This window comes from Herbinix hemicellulosilytica (assembly GCF_002904165.1).
Taxonomy (GTDB): domain Bacteria; phylum Bacillota; class Clostridia; order Lachnospirales; family Lachnospiraceae; genus Mobilitalea; species Mobilitalea hemicellulosilytica.
On record NZ_CVTD020000008.1, the window covers coordinates 15,255 to 33,020 of the forward strand.

Sequence of the window (17,766 nt, forward strand, 5' to 3'; positions counted from 1 at the left end):
ATCTATTTTTTTAGGTGTTCAATTTGATTTTACAATTAACCAATTTTTCTTATTACGGAAAGATTTATAAATATATATTATTAAATCGATTATTTTAGGAATAACTAAAGCTAAAAATATTAGAAAAAGAATTTTATTTGTTATTTTTAGCTGATATGCCAAATAATCGATGCGATAAGGAATTAAATCGGCCATAATAGAATCTCCTTTTTAATTTTTAAATTTTATATCTATATTTACAATTATATCCATTAAAGTTAATTATGCAATAGTTTGGCATAAAAATGTCTAAAATAAGCAAAAACTGGTACGGCGAGTAAAATAAATGGACTTGCTTCTTATTAGACGCAAGTCCATAATTGTTTACATAGATAACCGGATATACATATTCTTAATCAGAAAGGTGATTGATATTTTGAATTATTAAGCTTAAGATTGTTAATTCCAAGAAAGTTCTTTATAGCCACGCAGGCACCGCCAAGCAGAATTGAAGTATCCTGTAGCACTGACGGTACAATTTTTATATAACTGTTCATCTTGCTTTTTAAAGCATTTTCGATTTTTTCCAAAACTTGCGGAAAATGAATCGTAAAAGTACTGTTTATGATAACTATTTCAGGATTATAAGCATTAAGGACATTGTTTATGCATACGGACATATATTTTATAAATTGATCCATTATATGCAGGGCATCCGGGTCTTTATTTTCATACATTTTGCGGTACAGATTAAAGTCAGCATCTTCTAAGCCTTTGAGTTTGGCAAATTCATTTAAAAGCACCCGTTCGGATACATATTGTTCCAAACAGCCGTGGTTGCCGCAGGGACACTCTCTGCCGTCTATTTCAACAATAGTGTGACCAAATTCTCCTGCCCGACCGCTGTAACCGGTATATAACCGATCGTTTATGATAATGCCCAGCCCGATGCCGGAATGAACACTTATATTGGCGATATTGGGATAATCGTATTGGAAGGTTTTTTCGCCGATAACCGATAAATTTGCTTCATTTTCAAGGTATACAGGAACACCGAAATGCTGACCTAAGCTTCCTGCTATATCTAAATCGGATAAACTATAATAAGGGGCAAAGGATACTTCATTGTTGACGGTTACACCATGTATGCCCAGTGTTATTCCTACCAGCCCATAAGGGGTATCGGCGGGTAGTTTCATCGATTCTATTAGTTTTACAATCTCATCAACAATATTATAAGTGTTTTTCGGAGTTTTGATCTGCTTAAGAATACAATCTTCCCCCGCCAAATCGGTAACTAAAGCAGTGATAGTTTCTACTCCCAAATCTATGGAAATAACAAAACCGGCTTTCTTATTCAAACTAAGAAGAATTGGTTTTCTGCCAAGGCTTGTATCGTCGCTGCCGATTTCAATAACCAATTTACGGTTGATCAGATCCTGAACAATGGCCGAAACGGTGGCTTTGGTTAACCCCAGGTGCTTTGCTGTGGCGGCTCTGGAAATAGCAGCATGATTTATGATGGTTTCCAGTACCAGTTGTGTATTTATATCTCTTATTAGCTCTTTACTCCCTGTTACCATAATTTTCACCTTTTCGTTTTGTTTCTATATCATCCTATCATAGAATATCATATTTGGAAAGAGATATTTATATAAGGCGCTGATTGAATCTTGACATTAAATAGCCTGGTTGGTATAGTTTAAGTAGATATAGTTTAATCAATTAACAAGAAAATATTTACAAATAAACCCCAAAGTCATGCGTATTAAGAATAGTACGTAAGTAACTGCCGGGTATCAAATTCAAATAATGAAAGGAGAAGTATTCGAATGCTTTATATCGGTGTTGATTTAGGTACATCCTCCGTAAAGATGTTACTTATGGATGAAGAAGGAAACATAAAAAGTATAGTAACAAGGGAATATCCTTTATATTTCCCTAAACCGGGCTGGTCCGAGCAGAATCCGGAGGATTGGTACAGTGCTTTTGTAGACGGAATTAAGGAACTTACCAAAGATTGCAATAAGGATGAGATCGAAGGCATCAGCTTTAGCGGACAGATGCATGGTATGGTTATTTTGGACGAGAACGACAATGTTATTCGCCCTGCCATACTGTGGAATGACGGTCGTACCCAGGCAGAATGTGATTATTTAAACTTTGAGATAGGCAGAGAAAAAATTTCTTCATATACAGCCAATATGGCTCTTACCGGTTTTACCGCCCCTAAATTACTGTGGGTAAGGAAGCATGAACCTGACAATTTCGCTAAGATTAAGAAGGTTATGTTGCCTAAAGATTATTTAGCATACAAACTTTCCGGAGTACATTGTACGGATGTTTCCGATGCTTCAGGAATGTTACTGTTTGATGTTAAGAATAAACGCTGGTCTAAAGAAATGCTTGATATCTGCGGATTGAAAGAAGAGCAGATGGCAAAAATTCATGAATCTTATCAGGTAGTCGGTACCTTAACCAAGAAAGCTGCAGAAGAAACCGGCCTTCCTGAAAGGGTCAAGGTTATAGCAGGCGGTGGTGACCAGGCGGTTGCAGCAGTCGGTACCGGAACCGTAGGAGCAGGAAAATGCAATATTTCTCTCGGTACTTCCGGCGTAGTATTTATATCTTCCCAGGAATTTGCCGTGGATGACAAGAATGCCCTTCATGCCTTCTGCCATGCCGACGGTAAGTATCACTTCATGGGAGTTATGCTTTCAGCAGCAGCCTGCAACAAGTGGTGGATGGATGAGATAATCGGAACCAAGGATTATGCTGGAGAGCAAAAGAATATTACAAAACTTGGCGAGAACAACGTATTCTTCCTGCCTTACCTTATGGGTGAAAGAACGCCTCACAACAATCCAAATGCAAGAGGTACATTTATAGGAATGACCATGGATACAACCCGTGCCGATATGACACAGGCTGTACTGGAAGGCGTAGCCTTTGCGCTTAGAGATTCGTTTGAAATTGCCAAGTCTCTGGGTGTTAAGATTGAAAGAACCAGAATTAACGGCGGCGGTGCAAAGAGCCCTCTGTGGTGCAAGATTGTAGCCAATGTTCTGAATGTTAAAGTCGACAAGATTAATTCCGAAGAAGGCCCTGCTTTCGGTGCAGCTATTTTGGCAGCGGTAGGCTGCGGCAAATATTCAAGCGTAGAGGAAGCTACAGAAAAGCTTATCAAGGTAATTGATACAACAGAACAGGACCCTGAGATTGTTGAACGCTACAATAAGAAGTACGAGATTTTCAAGCAGTTGTATCCGTCCTTGAAAGATATGTTTGACAAGATGGTTGAATAATAAAGTATTCAAAAAATGAATATAATTAGGCTCTCAATATAGTAATTATATTGGGAGTCTTTTTGTTATTGGAATGTACTTTATTTATTATAAATATTTGAGGACTATGATTAAACTTTTGATTTAAATATCATAAAAAGTTTTTTACATTTACAGAGTAAGTGTATGTAAAAATGAAACTTTTTCATATTTATCTCGTCTATTGTATGAAGGATAAAATTAAAAACTTTGGCAATAGGAGGTAGCATATGAAAAAGGTTATATCATTAATACTGACGGTTATAATTGTATTATCGTCTACATCATTTGTTTTTGCAGCCGAAAAAGATTCCGATAATAGGTCACGTTTCAATTCGGTTTCCGGTACTGTTAAAGAAATCAAGAAATCTGAAACCGATGAAGATGCTTTATATGTTCTTTTGGAAACCGGAAAAGACAGTGAAGCTTATCTTATAATAAATAAAGAAACCTGTTTTATAAATGACGAAGAAATTTTTATAGGTTCAAAAGTAACCGGATTTTATGATGCAGATGCCATGATGATAATGATTTATCCGCCGCAATACGCTGCCATAGCGGTTTGGGTATCAAACGAAGAGCAGAATATAAAGGTTGATCTGTTTGACAAAAATTTGGTAAGTGCGGATAATACACTGAAATTAATAATGGACAAGGATACAAAAATTGTTACAAAGGACGGAAAAGAATTTAAGGATGACTTGGCTAACCGCAAACTGGCTGTGTTTTACCGTTCAGCCACAAAGAGTATTCCTGCACAAACAAGGCCTGACAAGATAGTAGTCTTATCAGAGCCTATAATTCCCGATGAGGATAAAAATTCGTATTTCGGTTCTTTTAAGGGAACGGTAACTGATATTGAGATTCTGAAAGAGGATAAAAATATAAAAAGGATAACTTTAACTGATAAGGACGGACTGGAAGCCAAATTTACAATAACAGATGATACTTATCTTACTAATAACGAAAAAATTGCCATAGGTTCGGTAGTGACGGGATATTATGATGCAAAAGTATTCAGGATTATGATATATCCGCCCCAATATGAAGCAGTAGTTTTGAATATTGAAAGACCGGACTACAAGGTAAAAGCAGATTACTTTGACAATAAACTTATCAGTGCAGATAAAAGCCTTAAATTAAATATCGGAAACGATACGGAAATTATCTACATGGACGGGGCAAAGTACAGCGGTAAGCCCGTAAATTCCAATCTTGCGGTTATATATGACAAGGTTAATGAAAGTATGCCTGCTCAAACCGAACCGGTTAAAGTAATTGTTCTTGAAAAGAGCAAGAGCAATGATAAAACCGAAAGTAAAAATGATTCTCTGAAAGCAAAACTGGATGAATGGAAGAAGCTTACGGAAGAACTTTTTAAAAATCTGGATAAGCTGTCGGATTTCAAAGAAAACTTGTTTAAATTTATTTCTGAACTTATATATAAACATGGAAACCCTTTATCTGATGTATTAAAAATATTAGGCCGCAATTAAAATTAATGTCTTTTATATAATTTATACCTCTTAAGCAGAAGCATATTCATAAATCTACTTAGGAGGTATTTTTTTGATAAAAAGTAATACACATAAATTTTTGTCAAAATTTACAGGTAACAAAGAACCGCCTTTTTAATAAGTAATAGACTTTATAATATTATTAATGCTATAATTTATTTCGTAAATTCAAAAAGATTTGAGGCTACAAGCTAAAAGAGAGGAGCCGTAAAATTGAACAACTACACTGACTTTGCTTCGGTTTATGATATACTGATGGAAGACATACCTTATGACGACTGGGCGGATTATATAGAAAAAATATTAAGGCGTCATGGAATAGAAAAAGGACTTGTATTGGAGCTTGGTTGCGGTACAGGGGCTATGACAAGAAAGATGGCTCAAAAAGGCTATGACATGATTGGGATTGATATATCCGAAGATATGCTTTCCGTAGCCAGGCAAAAAAGTGAAGGAAGGGATGACGGTATTCTTTATCTTTGCCAGGATATGAGGGAGTTTGAACTTTACGGTACGGTAGCCGCCATATTCTGTGTCTGTGCCACAATAAATTATCTGCTTACAACAGATGAATTAAGCAAAGTCTTTAACCTGGTAAGTAATTACCTTGACCCCGGCGGCTTGTTTATATTTGATATGGATACCAGATATCTTTATGAACAAGTGCTTGCCGATAATACATCCTATATCGAACATGAAAAAGGCTGTTTTATATGGGAAAACGGTTATTATCCCGATGAAATGATAAACGAAGTTAATTTGACATTATTTTTAAAGCAGGAGAATTCTTTATACCGCAAACATCAGGAAACCCATACAAGAAGGACTTATGAACCGGAAACCATATTTAAGCTGCTTGATGATGCCAACCTGGATGTAATAGGGGTATATCACGAGTTGACCGATCAAAAACCGAGGCCGGACAGTGAAAGGATTTATATTGTCGCTAAGGAAAGATATCATGAAAATAAATTATATATTTGAAACTGAAAAATATTTTATATGATTGTCGGTAAATACTATTATTTTTAATTAGGTTAATAATAATTGAAAAAAATCATAATTGGGTTTTATAATATGGTATAAGCAAATTGGAGAGCTATTAAAAAAGATGGAAATGCATATAATTATATGAAGTAAAACTGGCAAAAGCAAAGAAGCATAAAACACATAACGAATTAAAAGAAAGGAAAACGATTATGACAGACTATATTGTAAGAGCTACTGCAGCAAACAATCAGATTCGTGCATTTGCGGCAACTACCAGAGAATTGGTGGAATATGCAAGAACTATTCATAATACCAGTCCTGTGGCTACGGCGGCTTTGGGAAGATTACTTACAGCCGGAACAATGATGGGAGTTATGATGAAGGGTGAGAAGGATATATTAACCCTTCAGATAAAAGGTAGCGGTCCTATAGGCGGAATAATCGTAACCGCAAACTCAAAAGGGGCTGTCAAAGGATATGTCCATAATCCTAATGTTATCTTGCCGGCAAACCAATACGGAAAATTTGATGTGGCGGGTGCCATAGGAGCAGGAATGCTTACGGTTATAAAAGACTTAGGCTTAAAAGAGCCTTACGTCGGCCAGATTGAGCTGATTTCCGGCGAAATAGCAGAAGACCTGACATATTATTTTGCATCCAGCGAGCAGGTACCGTCGTCTGTAGCCCTTGGAGTGCTGATGAATAAAGACAATACGGTTCGCCATGCGGGAGGTTTTATACTGCAGCTTTTACCTCAGGCGGAAGAGGAAGTTATCGTTAAACTGGAAGAAAGAATAGGGCAACTGGAAGGAATCACTGGGCTTCTTGACAAGGGCATGACACCGGAAATGATATTGGAGCATCTAATTGGGGATATGGGCATGGAAATAATGGAGAAATATCCGACTGCATTTGAATGTAATTGCAGTAAGGAACGGGTGGAAAGTGCCGTAGTATCCGTAGGGAAAAAGGAAATTCAGGAAATGATTGATGACAATGAGCCGATTGAAGTGAATTGCCATTTTTGTAATAAACACTATATATTTACCGTGGACGAGCTAAAAAACCTTCTTGCCAGGGCCGACCGATAATGTAAGGATATAAAATAACAAATAAAGTATAAATAAGCCCATTGTTCTATAAACAACTATAATTGTACTATTTATTGTAAGTGTTGGTTAAAATTGGAGTTTTATTTAATAAATATAAGGGAGTAAGTAATTATTAAGGAGGGGACAGATGAATTACGGATATTTTGATGAGCAAAACAGGGAATATGTTATAACCAGGCCCGATACCCCCGGCCCTTGGGCAAATTACTTAGGGTCACCTGAGTACGGAGCCATTATCTCCAATAATGCCGGTGGCTACAGTTTTGTAAAAAGCGGGGCAAACGGCCGTATTATCCGCTACATTTTCAATCAGGAGGACAAGCCGGGAAGATATGTTTACCTTCGGGATGATGAAGACAATGACTATTGGTCCGCTTCCTGGCAGCCGGTAGGAAAGCCTTTAGGTGACGGATACGCAGAGTATCAGGGAGAGTGCCGCCACGGAACTGCCTACACAATTATTAAAGGACGGTATAAGGGCATTACGTCCGAGGTTTTGTATTATGTTCCATTAAACAAGACCTATGAAGTATGGAGAGTTAAAGTAACAAACAACAGTAACAGGCCAAGGAAATTATCCGCATTCGGCTTTGTAGAATTTACCAACGAAAATTTTTATGAAAATGACCAGGTTAACCTGCAATACACCTTGTTCATAACCAGAACATATTTTAAGGGAAATAAGATACTTCAGACCGTAAACGAAAATACCGGCAAGAACGAGGAAGGGACAAACAATAAAGAACGGTTTTTTGGCATCGTGGGGGCAAACGTAGAATCCTATAACGGTGACAAAACATCTTTTATAGGAAGATACAGAAGTTATCATAATCCTCTGGCTGTAGAACGGGGAAGATGCGATAATGTTTTAAACTATAACTCCAATGCCTGCGGTGCATTACATACCAAGTTTGAATTACAGCCCGGAGAAACCAAGGAATTTGCATTCTTCCTGGGTCAAAATAATGATAAAGATTCAGCAAAAATACTGGACAGTTATTCCGACTTAAGCATAGTTGATAAAGAGCTTGGCGAACTTAAGAGCTACTGGCACGGCAAGCTGGCTAATTTCCAGGTCAATACCCCCAGCAAGGAATTTAATGTAATGATTAATACCTGGAATGCTTACCAATGCTTTATAACATTTATTTGGTCCAGAGCGGCATCCTTTATCTACTGCGGTCTTCGAAACGGTTACGGTTACAGGGATACCGTCCAGGACATTCAGGGAATTATCCATCTTGATCCGGCTATGGCAAAAGAGAAAATAAGGTTTATGCTTTCTGCGCAGGTTGACAACGGTGGCGGATTGCCTTTGGTTAAGTTTGACCATAATCCCGGTCATGAGGACACACCCGATGATTTCTCCTATGTACAAGCTACGGGCCATCCGGCATACAGGGCAGACGATGCACTTTGGCTGTTCCCTACGGTTTATAAATACCTGGCAGAAACCGGAGACAAGGAATTCTTAGACGAAGTCATTCCTTATGCTAACAAGGACGAAGGAACGGTTTATGATCACTTAAAGAGAGCCATAAACTTCTCCATGGAAAGGCTCAGTACCCATAAAATGCCGGCTGGACTTTATGCGGACTGGAACGATTGCCTGCGCCTCGGTAAGAAGGGTGAATCGACTTTTGTGGCCTTGCAGCTTTATTATGCCATGTCAATTATCCGTAAATTTGCCGTAGATAAGAATGATCTGGAGTACATAGCTTATCTAGACAAGGTGCAAAAAGAACTTAAAGATACCATCAACGAGAATTGCTGGGAAGATGACCGCTTTATCCGCGGCTTTAAGGAAGACGGCCAGGTAATCGGCTCCAAAAAGGACCCCGAAGCCAGCATGTGGTTAAATCCTCAGTCCTGGTCCGTTATCAGCGGCCTTGCCACAAAGGAACAGGCAGAAAAAGCTTTAGACAGTGTGTATAGGGAACTGAATACCAAGTACGGTGCAAGAGTTATGGCCCCTTCATATAAAGACCATGCCTTTGACGGGGCTTTGGCGATACTCTTTAATCCTTCCACCAAAGAAAACGGAGGTATCTTCTCACAGCCTCAGGGATGGCTGATTCTTGCCGAAGCACTCATGGGACATGGCAATAGGGCTTTCGAATATTTCTTAAAAGCTTGTCCGGCAGCCATGAACGACAAAGCCGAAATAAGGGTAATGGAACCTTATGTACATGGACAGTTTATCGAAAGTGTGGAAAGTCCTTTTGAAGGAAGAGCCCATGTGCACTGGCTGACCGGAACTGCTTCCACGGTTATGGTAGGTTCGGTAGAAGGTATATTGGGCATTAGGCCTGACCTTGACGGAATAAGAATAGCACCCAGTATCCCCGGTGAATGGAAAGAACTTACCATCGATAAATTATTCCGCGGTAAAAAGCTGCACATCAAAGTTAAAAACGAATCCGGTGCAGAAAGCGGTTATAAGGAATTTTACTTAAACGGCAAGAAGCTTGATGATAACTATATTCCCGAATCCATGCTTGAGGATGAGAACGAAATCCTGTTTGTAATGTAAAAGTTTTGAAGGAATACAATATGCAATAAATATATTAGAAATGTAGTTAATACTTTAGAAATCAAAAAAAACATCTTGTAAAAATATCTTGCATATATTTACACAAAAGACTATCCTGTTATTGCATGAGGTTAACAAACGCCTGTCGTAACTAATAGTGTCATATGCGAACATTTGCGCTTGTTATGACGCTATAGTTACGGCAGGTATTAGTTTACAGATTTTTATTGCATCCTAGACATAACTCTGTTAAAATCAGATTTGTTACTGGCGGTACTTATAAATATAAATTATCTGGGAGTGAAACTATGCCTGACCATTCGAATGATAAGAGATATTTCTTGTTTGATAATATGAGGGCGGTTCTGATAATCCTGGTTGTATGGGGACATTTGCTGACATCATTAATATTTCGTAATGATGTTATTAAAACTATATATTATTTTATATTCTTTTTTCATATGCCTGCAATGGTGTTTATTTCGGGATTTTTTTCAAAAAATACTGAGAAGGCCAGGGATCGGGCATTTGAAACCATCCTTATGCCTTATCTGATACTGAATGTATGTAACTATATCTTTAAAATGCTGATACTTAAAGAAGACTATTTCGGTTTCAGATTCTTCAGGCCATTATGGGGGCTGTGGTATTTACTTGCCCTATTTCTGTGGAAATTTTTCCTGAAAGATTTGATTAGAATACGTTTTATACTTCCGCTTAGCTTTTTGGTTGGTATATTAAGCGGATTTTCCAAAGAATTCTCTACATACATGGCCCTTGGAAGGGTAGTCTGTTTTCTTCCCTTTTTCTTGCTGGGATATTATTTAAAAAAGGAGCATATTGATAAAATTAAGCGTATCCCAAGAATAGCCGGTTTTGCTGTATTTATAGGTTCAGGGGTATTATCGGCAGTTTTGGCGAAGAATAAAATGTTCGGTGTTGAGGATCTGTATTTAAGAAGCCCGTATCCGGAAGATGCCGATGTTGAACATATGATAATACGGGTATTGGTATATGTTGTTGCTTTAATTATGATATTTGCACTTATAAATTTAACAGGCAGCCAAAAAAACTTTTTAACGAATATTGGGCAAAATACAATGACGGTTTATGTACTTCACCTGTTTACGATACCGCTTTTGGAAAAACTTAAGATATTTAATAATGAACCGTATTTATATCTGGTTTATTCGGTGATTACGACTGCAATTATTAGTTACATATATACTCTACCTATTGTCAAAAAGATTTATGATAAAGCAATGAACGGTTCAATAAATGTGATTTTACTTAAAGACAAATAGAACGAGACTGTAAGAAAGAATGGGGTATTTATGAAGTTAAGTATAATAGTTCCGTTTCACAGAGGCAAACACTTTTTGGAAGATTGCCTGGCGAGTATAAAAGATCAGGGAATTACTGATTTTGAGACGGTACTGGTATTGGATCATATTACGGAAGATATAAGTGATATTATTGAAAAATATTCTGATATAAATATAAAAAAAGTAGAGTTAAATAAAGAAAAAATAAAAGACCGCAAATTCGGCAGTGAAGAAAATGCTAAGGTGCTTAAAGACCACAGTGGTGCTGCCGCTGCAAAAAATGCAGGTATCGAAGCTGCCGAGGGAGAATATATTTATTTTCTTGACAGTGATGATTATATCTTAAACGGAACAATACCGTATCTTCTAAGAGAGGCGGAAGAGCAGCAGGCTGATTTTGTATACGGCAGAAGGAATACCACATGGAATAAGAGGATGGTTTACCTTGCTTACGTAGAGGATCATAACGACGATACCGGTGCAATAAATAACGACGAAGACAAAACAGAGCCTGAAAATTATAAGAAGGAAAAAGTCGAACAGGAAATTTCTTTAGCATATCCCGGTATAGACAGGGAAAGATTAAGGCAGATGACAGAGGCATACTATAACCTGATCTTATCACGAAAAGGCTTTATGAACGTAACTTTAACAGGAGTGCTAATTCGACGCAGCTTTCTTGAAAGTAACGGGTTAAGGTTTAATGAGAAGTTTATATTCTTTTACGACCTTGGCTTCATGATTAGGATGTTAAATATGGCTAAATCCTTCTCTATGGCGGAAGAGGCCGTATATGTAAAACGTTATCATAATGACCCCATACATTATCCTGCCCTGTCGCAAATTAAGACTGCTGACAGATTTGAAGAATATATGGAAAGTTATTCTCAGGCAAGAAAACTGGCACAAAACAATCCTGTTTTATGCAGGATACTTGATTATAAATTTCTTAATGCTTTTGTAAAAACATTTGCCAGAAATATTGCAAGAGATAAAGATGAGCTTTGGAGGACGGAACGTTTTAAGCTGCTAAATGAGGCTATGCAAGAAGTAGAACCGTCTGTTATCGGTTGTTTTAAGGGATACGAAAAGAAAATCGTTAAAGATATTTTATCCGGCAAACTTAATAAGCTTAAATTTAGGATTAATTTTAATCTCGGAATTAAGAAGCTTTTAAAAATCAGAAAGAGATGGAGAGTTTTAGCCTGTTACCTCTATGAGCATTATTTTATAAAATTACCCGTTAAGGATAACTGGGTGATATGTGAAAGCTTTTTTGGAAAAAGCTATTCTGACAGCCCTAAATATATCTATGAGTATTTGTGTAAGAATTACCCGGGAAAATTCAAATTTATATGGGTAATAAACAAGAGGACCAAAATACCTTATAAGCCGATAAAAGTAAGGAGATTCAGTATCCGGTATGCATATTATTTGGCCAGATGCAAGTATTATGTCTTTAATGTCCGTCAGCCGGACTGGGTTGTAAAAAGAAAAGGCAATGTATTTTTGCAGACCTGGCACGGAACTCCTTTAAAAAGGCTGGTATTTGACCAGGAGGAAGTTATGACCGCTTCCCCTTTATACAAGGCCCAGTTTTATAAACATTCAAGATTGTGGGATTATCTTGTCTCCGCCAATAAATTTTCTTCCGAAGTATTCAGGAGTGCTTTTTTATACGACAAGGAGATACTCGAATACGGATATCCGAGAAATGATTTGATGTATCATCCGGATAAAGATAAGATTGCGGCAGATATAAAAAGAAAGCTTCGTATACCGGAAGGGAAAAAAACCATTCTTTATGCTCCCACCTGGAGGGACGATGAATATTACGGCAAAGGGGAATATAAGTTTAGTCTGAAGCTCAATCTCAGGCTGCTAAGAAAAGAACTTGGAAACGATTATGCAATACTACTTCGTACCCATTATTATATAGCCGATAAGCTTGACGTAACAGGTCTTGAAGATTTTGTTGTAAATGTAAGCGGCTATGATGATATAACAGAGCTTTATCTGATTTCAGATATACTTATTACGGATTATTCATCGGTATTCTTTGATTATGCGAATTTGAAGCGCCCGATCCTCTTTTATACCTATGACCTTGAAAAATATCGGGACATGCTTCGGGGCTTTTATCTGGATATAGAAAAGGATGTACCGGGGCCTCTATTGTTTACCGATGAAGAAGTAGTGGAGGCGATAAAAAATATAGATATAATATCTGCCCGGTATAAAGAAAAATATGAAGAATTTTATGAGAAGTTTTGTAGCCTTGATAACGGGCAGGCGGCTAAAATGGTGGCAAGGAGAGTGTTTAATCTGGAGTAAATCCAATTAAATAAACTTTTATGTAAGTAAAGAAAGGATGAATGCATATGATCATGAACTACGAGAATTCAATCGGAGAGCTTCATGAGGAATGCGGGGTCTTTGGGGTTTATGACACGGATGGAAATGATGTAGTATCCACTATGTATTATGGGCTTTTTGCTCTGCAACACAGAGGACAGGAAAGCTGCGGCATAGCCGTAAGCGATACCAACGGGCCTAAGGGGAAAATAATGTCCTGTAAGGGTATGGGCTTAATCAGTGAGATATGTACCGAAGAAAACATGGAGAATTTAAAGGGGAATATAGCGGTAGGTCATGTCAGATATGCTAGAAGCGGTGAAAACAGTATCCATAATACCCAACCGCTGGTACTTAATTATGTAAAAGGTACTCTGTGTATTGCCCATAACGGAAGCATCATTAACACCGATAAGTTACGGGAGGAATTGGAGCAAACCGGTGCTATATTTCAGACAACGGTTGATGCCGAAATTATAGCTTACCATATAGCACGGGAGAGATTAAAATCCAAGTCTGTTGAAGAAGCCGTCACTAAGGCTGTTCAGAAGCTGGAAGGAGCCTATTCTTTGGTTCTTATGAGCCCAAGAAAGCTGATAGGTGCCAGAGATCCCTATGGATTTCATCCTTTATGTATCGGAAAAAAAGGAAGTTCTTATATCTTTTCATCTGAAACCGCTGCCTTAAATGCCGTGGATGCTGAATTTGTCAGGGACGTACTTCCGGGAGAAGTAGTAATGATCAATAAAGACGGAATACATTCATATATGTCCCATGAAAATAAAAAGCAGGCAAGATGTATATTTGAATACATATATTTTGCCCGTCCCGATACTCATTTTGACGGAGTAAGTGTTTACAATTCAAGAATAATGGCAGGAAGAATTCTGGCACAGACCCATCCGGTGGATGCCGATGTGGTAGTCGGAGTTCCTGATTCCGGAAATGCCGCTGCTTTGGGATATGCCCTGGAATCCGGTATACCTTTCGGTATGGCTTTTGTTAAAAACAGTTATGTGGGAAGAACATTTATAAAGCCTAAGCAAGCCCTCCGGGCATCCAGTGTGAGAATAAAATTAAATGTACTTCCTGAAGTTGTCCGGGGCAAACGGGTTGTTATGATAGATGACTCAATTGTCCGTGGAACTACCAGTGCCAATATTGTCAGGATGCTGAAAAATGCGGGAGCAACCGAAGTTCATGTAAGAATAAGTTCTCCTCCGTTTTTATATCCCTGCTACTACGGTACGGACGTGCCTACAGGAGATCAGCTTATAGCCAGAAAATACACCATAGATCAGATTCGTGATATGATAGGGGCAGATTCTTTGGGATACCTTTCCCTGGACAGGCTGGGCGACATGCTGGGAAAAGATTTGGGATTCTGCGACGCATGCTTTACCGGAAATTATCCTACAAAAATACCCGATAACGGCGTAAATAAATAAAGCGGAGTACTATAAACAGCATTTTGATACAATAATATAAAAGTTATTGGTGTATGAAAAATATAATTAAATTAAACCATAATTGGATGAAGATTTAGCCGGTTTATCAGGAAAGGACAATTATTTTTTACAGTTAAAATTATGAATAAATTATGTGTTAATCAATTCTTTAATATACTGTAATAGGATAAAATCCGGCATTAAAAATAACAAATCTTTAAAAGTTAAAATAGCATAAGAGTAAAAACAGAGTGTAGAAAGTGTCTGTCTACACTCTGTTTTATATTAATTCTATTTTATTTATTTGCTTAATCTTATATTCTCGGAAACTTTACATTAAAGAGGCAGATCCCTTTTATCAAACACATAGATTCCTAGTCCGTACATAATGGCAGTTATTATTAATAATGTAATAAACTGTGGTATGAAACTTTCTCCGCCGATTATTTTTTCGGGATCAAATAAAGTGAACAGGGTAAAGTATTTAAGAAAACGGACTTTTTCACCGACATCGGATATCATTTGAATTACCAAAAACGCTATTGGCAAGCCGGCACCTACCACAAGAGAATTTTTAGTATCATTAAAAAAGCATGAGGCAAAAAAACCTATACCTGTAACAGCATAATATAAAAGTAAGGTGCCTAGGTTAAGCAGTAAAAAGGCAGATATATCTAGTTCACCCGGAAATGCAATATTGCTTATAAGTATGCCGGCTGTTGCAATAAATGCAATCATTACGGTAGTACTGGTTATTATAAAAAGGGCCTGAGTAGCAGCTATTTTAGTTCTTTTATTTGGAGTTGACAGTAAATAAGCCATGGAACCTTTATCTACATGGGAAGCAATACAGCGGTTGCATACGGTTATAGTATATATCATGGGAAGCAGCAAAATTAGAAACCCATAGAAGTAACTGCCTATAAAATCTGTCAGAGTGGTTCCAAGATTATTAAATCCCATAGCTGCAATCAGACCCTCAGGAAGAAGAGCCAAAACGTCCTTTAGGGAATCTTGTGTGGCAGGATCATACATAATAATAATTATCGGAAGATAGACCATAAGGACTGCCAGTATAATAAAGAATACAGTAAAATTTTGCTTAACGGTGGCTTTAAAAAGCGGTTTGCAAATCATATCTTTCCTCCCTATTCTGAATTAATTATCGGTTTCTGAGTCACCGTAATAGTGCATAAATATATCTTCCAGGCTGCTTCTTTCAGTATCCAGGTCCAATACCGTGTATTTGTCGAGGGATTTGATAAATTCCGTAACATTTCCCATAATGCTTAATCTTACGATGTTTTCCTTTATATCAACAATATCAAAGGCATGGGATTTTGCAAAATCAGCCGCAGTCACGGCATTATCAAAGGTAACAACATAGGTTTTTCTTCTTTTTTGCTTTATATCATGAATATTTTCTGTGGCGGCCAGTTCGCCTCTTTTTATTATTCCGACACGGTCACATGTCCGCTCAATCTCTTCGAAGCTGTGGGAGGACATTAGAATTGTTTTCCCTCGGGATTTTTCTTCAAGAATCAGAGCAGCAAATATTTTTTGCATCAAGGGGTCCAGTCCGCTGGTCGGTTCGTCCAATATCAGAACTTTAGGATCATGCATAAATGCACATATTAAGCCCAGCTTTTGTTTCATTCCCTTTGACATTTTTCGTATTCTGCTTTTAGTATCCAGTTGAAACAAATCTATAAGCCTGTCTCTTAGTTTAGTGTCATTAAGACCTCTCATTTCACCCATGAATTTAAGAAATTCTATGCCGGTCATCTGATCAAAGAAGGCTATTTCTCCGGGAAGATATCCGAGATATTTCATTATATCTGCACTCCTGGTACGGGTATCCATACCAAGTATTTGTGATGAGCCCTTATCCGGTGTCAGAAAACCCAATAAATGCCTGATGGTAGTTGTTTTTCCGGCACCGTTGGGTCCTAAATACCCGAAAACCTCTCCTTCTTCAACACAAAAAGTCAGGTCAAATATTCCTTTATGATTGCCGTAATCTTTTGTCAGTCCCTCAATATTAATTATGGGTTTCAAATAAATTCCCCTTTCCCATTTATTAGGATGCTTATTTTAATATTATCAAATTATTAATTCAAATTCATTAAACAAACATTAAAAATATGAATATACCAATATTTTTTTTAGTGATTTTAGATGTTTATATAGGAAAATTATATTTCTATTTTTATTTCCTTTGATGACAAGAAATTTTGTGCTATACTGTTAACACATAATTATAAAATTCTCCATAAGGAGTTTTATAATGAATATCAATCTGGAATACTATAAAATCTTTTATTATGTGGCAATATCGGAAAGTTTTACAAAAGCTGCAGAAGAGCTTTGCATTTCGCAGCCGGCGGTAAGCCAGTCAATAAAACTACTGGAAGAGAGTCTGGGAAGCAAGCTGTTTACCAGGGTGCCTAAAGGGGTCAGGCTCACACCTGAGGGAGAAGTTTTATTTTCCTATATAAAAAGAGGCTATGAATATATCCTGTTAGGTGAAAAGCAATTCAGAAAGATGCTGGATATGGAATACGGAGAAATAAGAATCGGAGCCAGTGATATGACTCTCCAGTTCTATCTCCTTCCGTATCTGGAACGTTTTCATGAAATATATCCTGGGATTAAAGTATCTGTTACGAATGCTCCTACACCGGACACGCTTTCGCTACTTTATGACGGAAAGATTGATTTTGGTCTGGTAAGTGAGCCTTTTTCGGCTAAACCAGGTATTCATTCCCGCAGGGTAAAAAAGATAAGGGATGTTTTTGTGGCCGGAGGTAAGTTCGGGCATTTGAAAAAAACGGTCCTGGAATATAAAGAGCTGGAAAGGCTTCCGATAATATGCCTGGAGCAAAATACAAGTACCAGAAGATATGTAAATGAATTTTTACGCGAAAACGGAGTCGTATTAAACCCTGAGTTTGAACTGGCTACCAGTGATATGATTGTTCGGTTTGCCATACGAAATTTAGGGATAGGATGTGTGGTAAAGGATTTTGCTAATGAAGCAATTCAAAGCGGGCAACTGTTCAAACTACAGTTTGACAAAGAGATTCCGGAAAGGCATATATGCATAATAACAAGCCGGCAAAATCCTATATCTAAAGCCGCTATGAAATTGCTTGAAATGTTAAATTCGGTTGATTAATCGGAG

At 37.5% G+C, this 17,766-nt stretch carries 13 protein-coding genes; 9 read left to right on the top strand and 4 right to left on the bottom strand.

All coding sequences use genetic code 11. The annotated features are described in order from the left end of the window. Positions 1–18: 18 nt before the first annotated feature. The gene (locus tag HHT355_RS13545; protein WP_158245852.1) at positions 19–195 is read right to left on the bottom strand and encodes a hypothetical protein; all 177 of its coding nucleotides are present in this window, start codon (positions 193–195) and stop codon (positions 19–21) included. A 200-nt stretch (positions 196–395) separates the two neighbouring features. Beyond that, a complete protein-coding gene (locus tag HHT355_RS01155; protein ID WP_103201629.1) occupies positions 396–1,562 on the bottom strand; it encodes an ROK family transcriptional regulator in 1,167 nt (388 codons plus the stop codon). Between the two features lie 249 nt (positions 1,563–1,811). Here HHT355_RS01155 and xylB point away from each other — a divergent pair, with 249 nt between their 5' ends. The 8 genes from xylB (at position 1,812) to purF (ending at position 14,582) form a co-directional block, all read left to right on the top strand. After that, the gene (xylB, locus tag HHT355_RS01160; RefSeq protein ID WP_103201630.1) at positions 1,812–3,284 is read left to right on the top strand and encodes a xylulokinase; all 1,473 of its coding nucleotides are present in this window, start codon (positions 1,812–1,814) and stop codon (positions 3,282–3,284) included. Positions 3,285–3,532: 248 nt separating this feature from the next. Then, complete coding sequence (locus HHT355_RS01165) at positions 3,533–4,798, top strand: hypothetical protein (RefSeq protein WP_103201631.1); 1,266 nt, start codon at positions 3,533–3,535, stop codon at positions 4,796–4,798. A gap of 234 nt (positions 4,799–5,032) precedes the next feature. Next, positions 5,033–5,803 carry a class I SAM-dependent DNA methyltransferase gene (locus HHT355_RS01170; RefSeq protein ID WP_103201632.1) on the top strand — a complete coding sequence of 257 codons (771 nt, stop codon included), beginning with the start codon at positions 5,033–5,035 and terminating at the stop codon, positions 5,801–5,803. A 215-nt stretch (positions 5,804–6,018) separates the two neighbouring features. Further along, positions 6,019–6,900, top strand: a complete 882-nt coding sequence (gene hslO, locus HHT355_RS01175) for an Hsp33 family molecular chaperone HslO (protein ID WP_103201633.1) — start codon at positions 6,019–6,021, stop codon at positions 6,898–6,900. A 148-nt stretch (positions 6,901–7,048) separates the two neighbouring features. Beyond that, entirely contained in the window at positions 7,049–9,454 is a 2,406-nt protein-coding gene (locus HHT355_RS01180) for a GH36-type glycosyl hydrolase domain-containing protein (RefSeq protein WP_103201634.1), read from the top strand. 308 nt (positions 9,455–9,762) lie between these two features. Beyond that, complete coding sequence (locus HHT355_RS01185; RefSeq protein WP_103201635.1) at positions 9,763–10,758, top strand: acyltransferase family protein; 996 nt, start codon at positions 9,763–9,765, stop codon at positions 10,756–10,758. Between the two features lie 30 nt (positions 10,759–10,788). Further along, the gene (locus HHT355_RS01190; RefSeq protein ID WP_103201636.1) at positions 10,789–13,113 is read left to right on the top strand and encodes a bifunctional glycosyltransferase/CDP-glycerol:glycerophosphate glycerophosphotransferase; all 2,325 of its coding nucleotides are present in this window, start codon (positions 10,789–10,791) and stop codon (positions 13,111–13,113) included. 47 nt (positions 13,114–13,160) lie between these two features. Continuing rightward, positions 13,161–14,582, top strand: coding sequence for an amidophosphoribosyltransferase (gene purF / locus HHT355_RS01195; protein WP_199179137.1), 1,422 nt, complete (start codon positions 13,161–13,163; stop codon positions 14,580–14,582). Between the two features lie 336 nt (positions 14,583–14,918). On the opposite strand, the gene HHT355_RS01200 is transcribed toward purF, so the two are convergent. Further along, positions 14,919–15,719 (bottom strand): ABC transporter permease subunit, encoded by an 801-nt coding sequence (locus HHT355_RS01200; protein ID WP_103201638.1) that lies wholly within the window; start codon positions 15,717–15,719, stop codon positions 14,919–14,921. 21 nt (positions 15,720–15,740) lie between these two features. Beyond that, entirely contained in the window at positions 15,741–16,640 is a 900-nt protein-coding gene (locus tag HHT355_RS01205) for an ABC transporter ATP-binding protein (protein WP_330403343.1), read from the bottom strand. Positions 16,641–16,869: 229 nt separating this feature from the next. On the opposite strand from HHT355_RS01205, the gene HHT355_RS01210 reads away from it, so the two are divergent. Next, positions 16,870–17,760 (top strand): LysR family transcriptional regulator, encoded by an 891-nt coding sequence (locus tag HHT355_RS01210; RefSeq protein ID WP_103201639.1) that lies wholly within the window; start codon positions 16,870–16,872, stop codon positions 17,758–17,760. Positions 17,761–17,766: the final 6 nt, after the last annotated feature.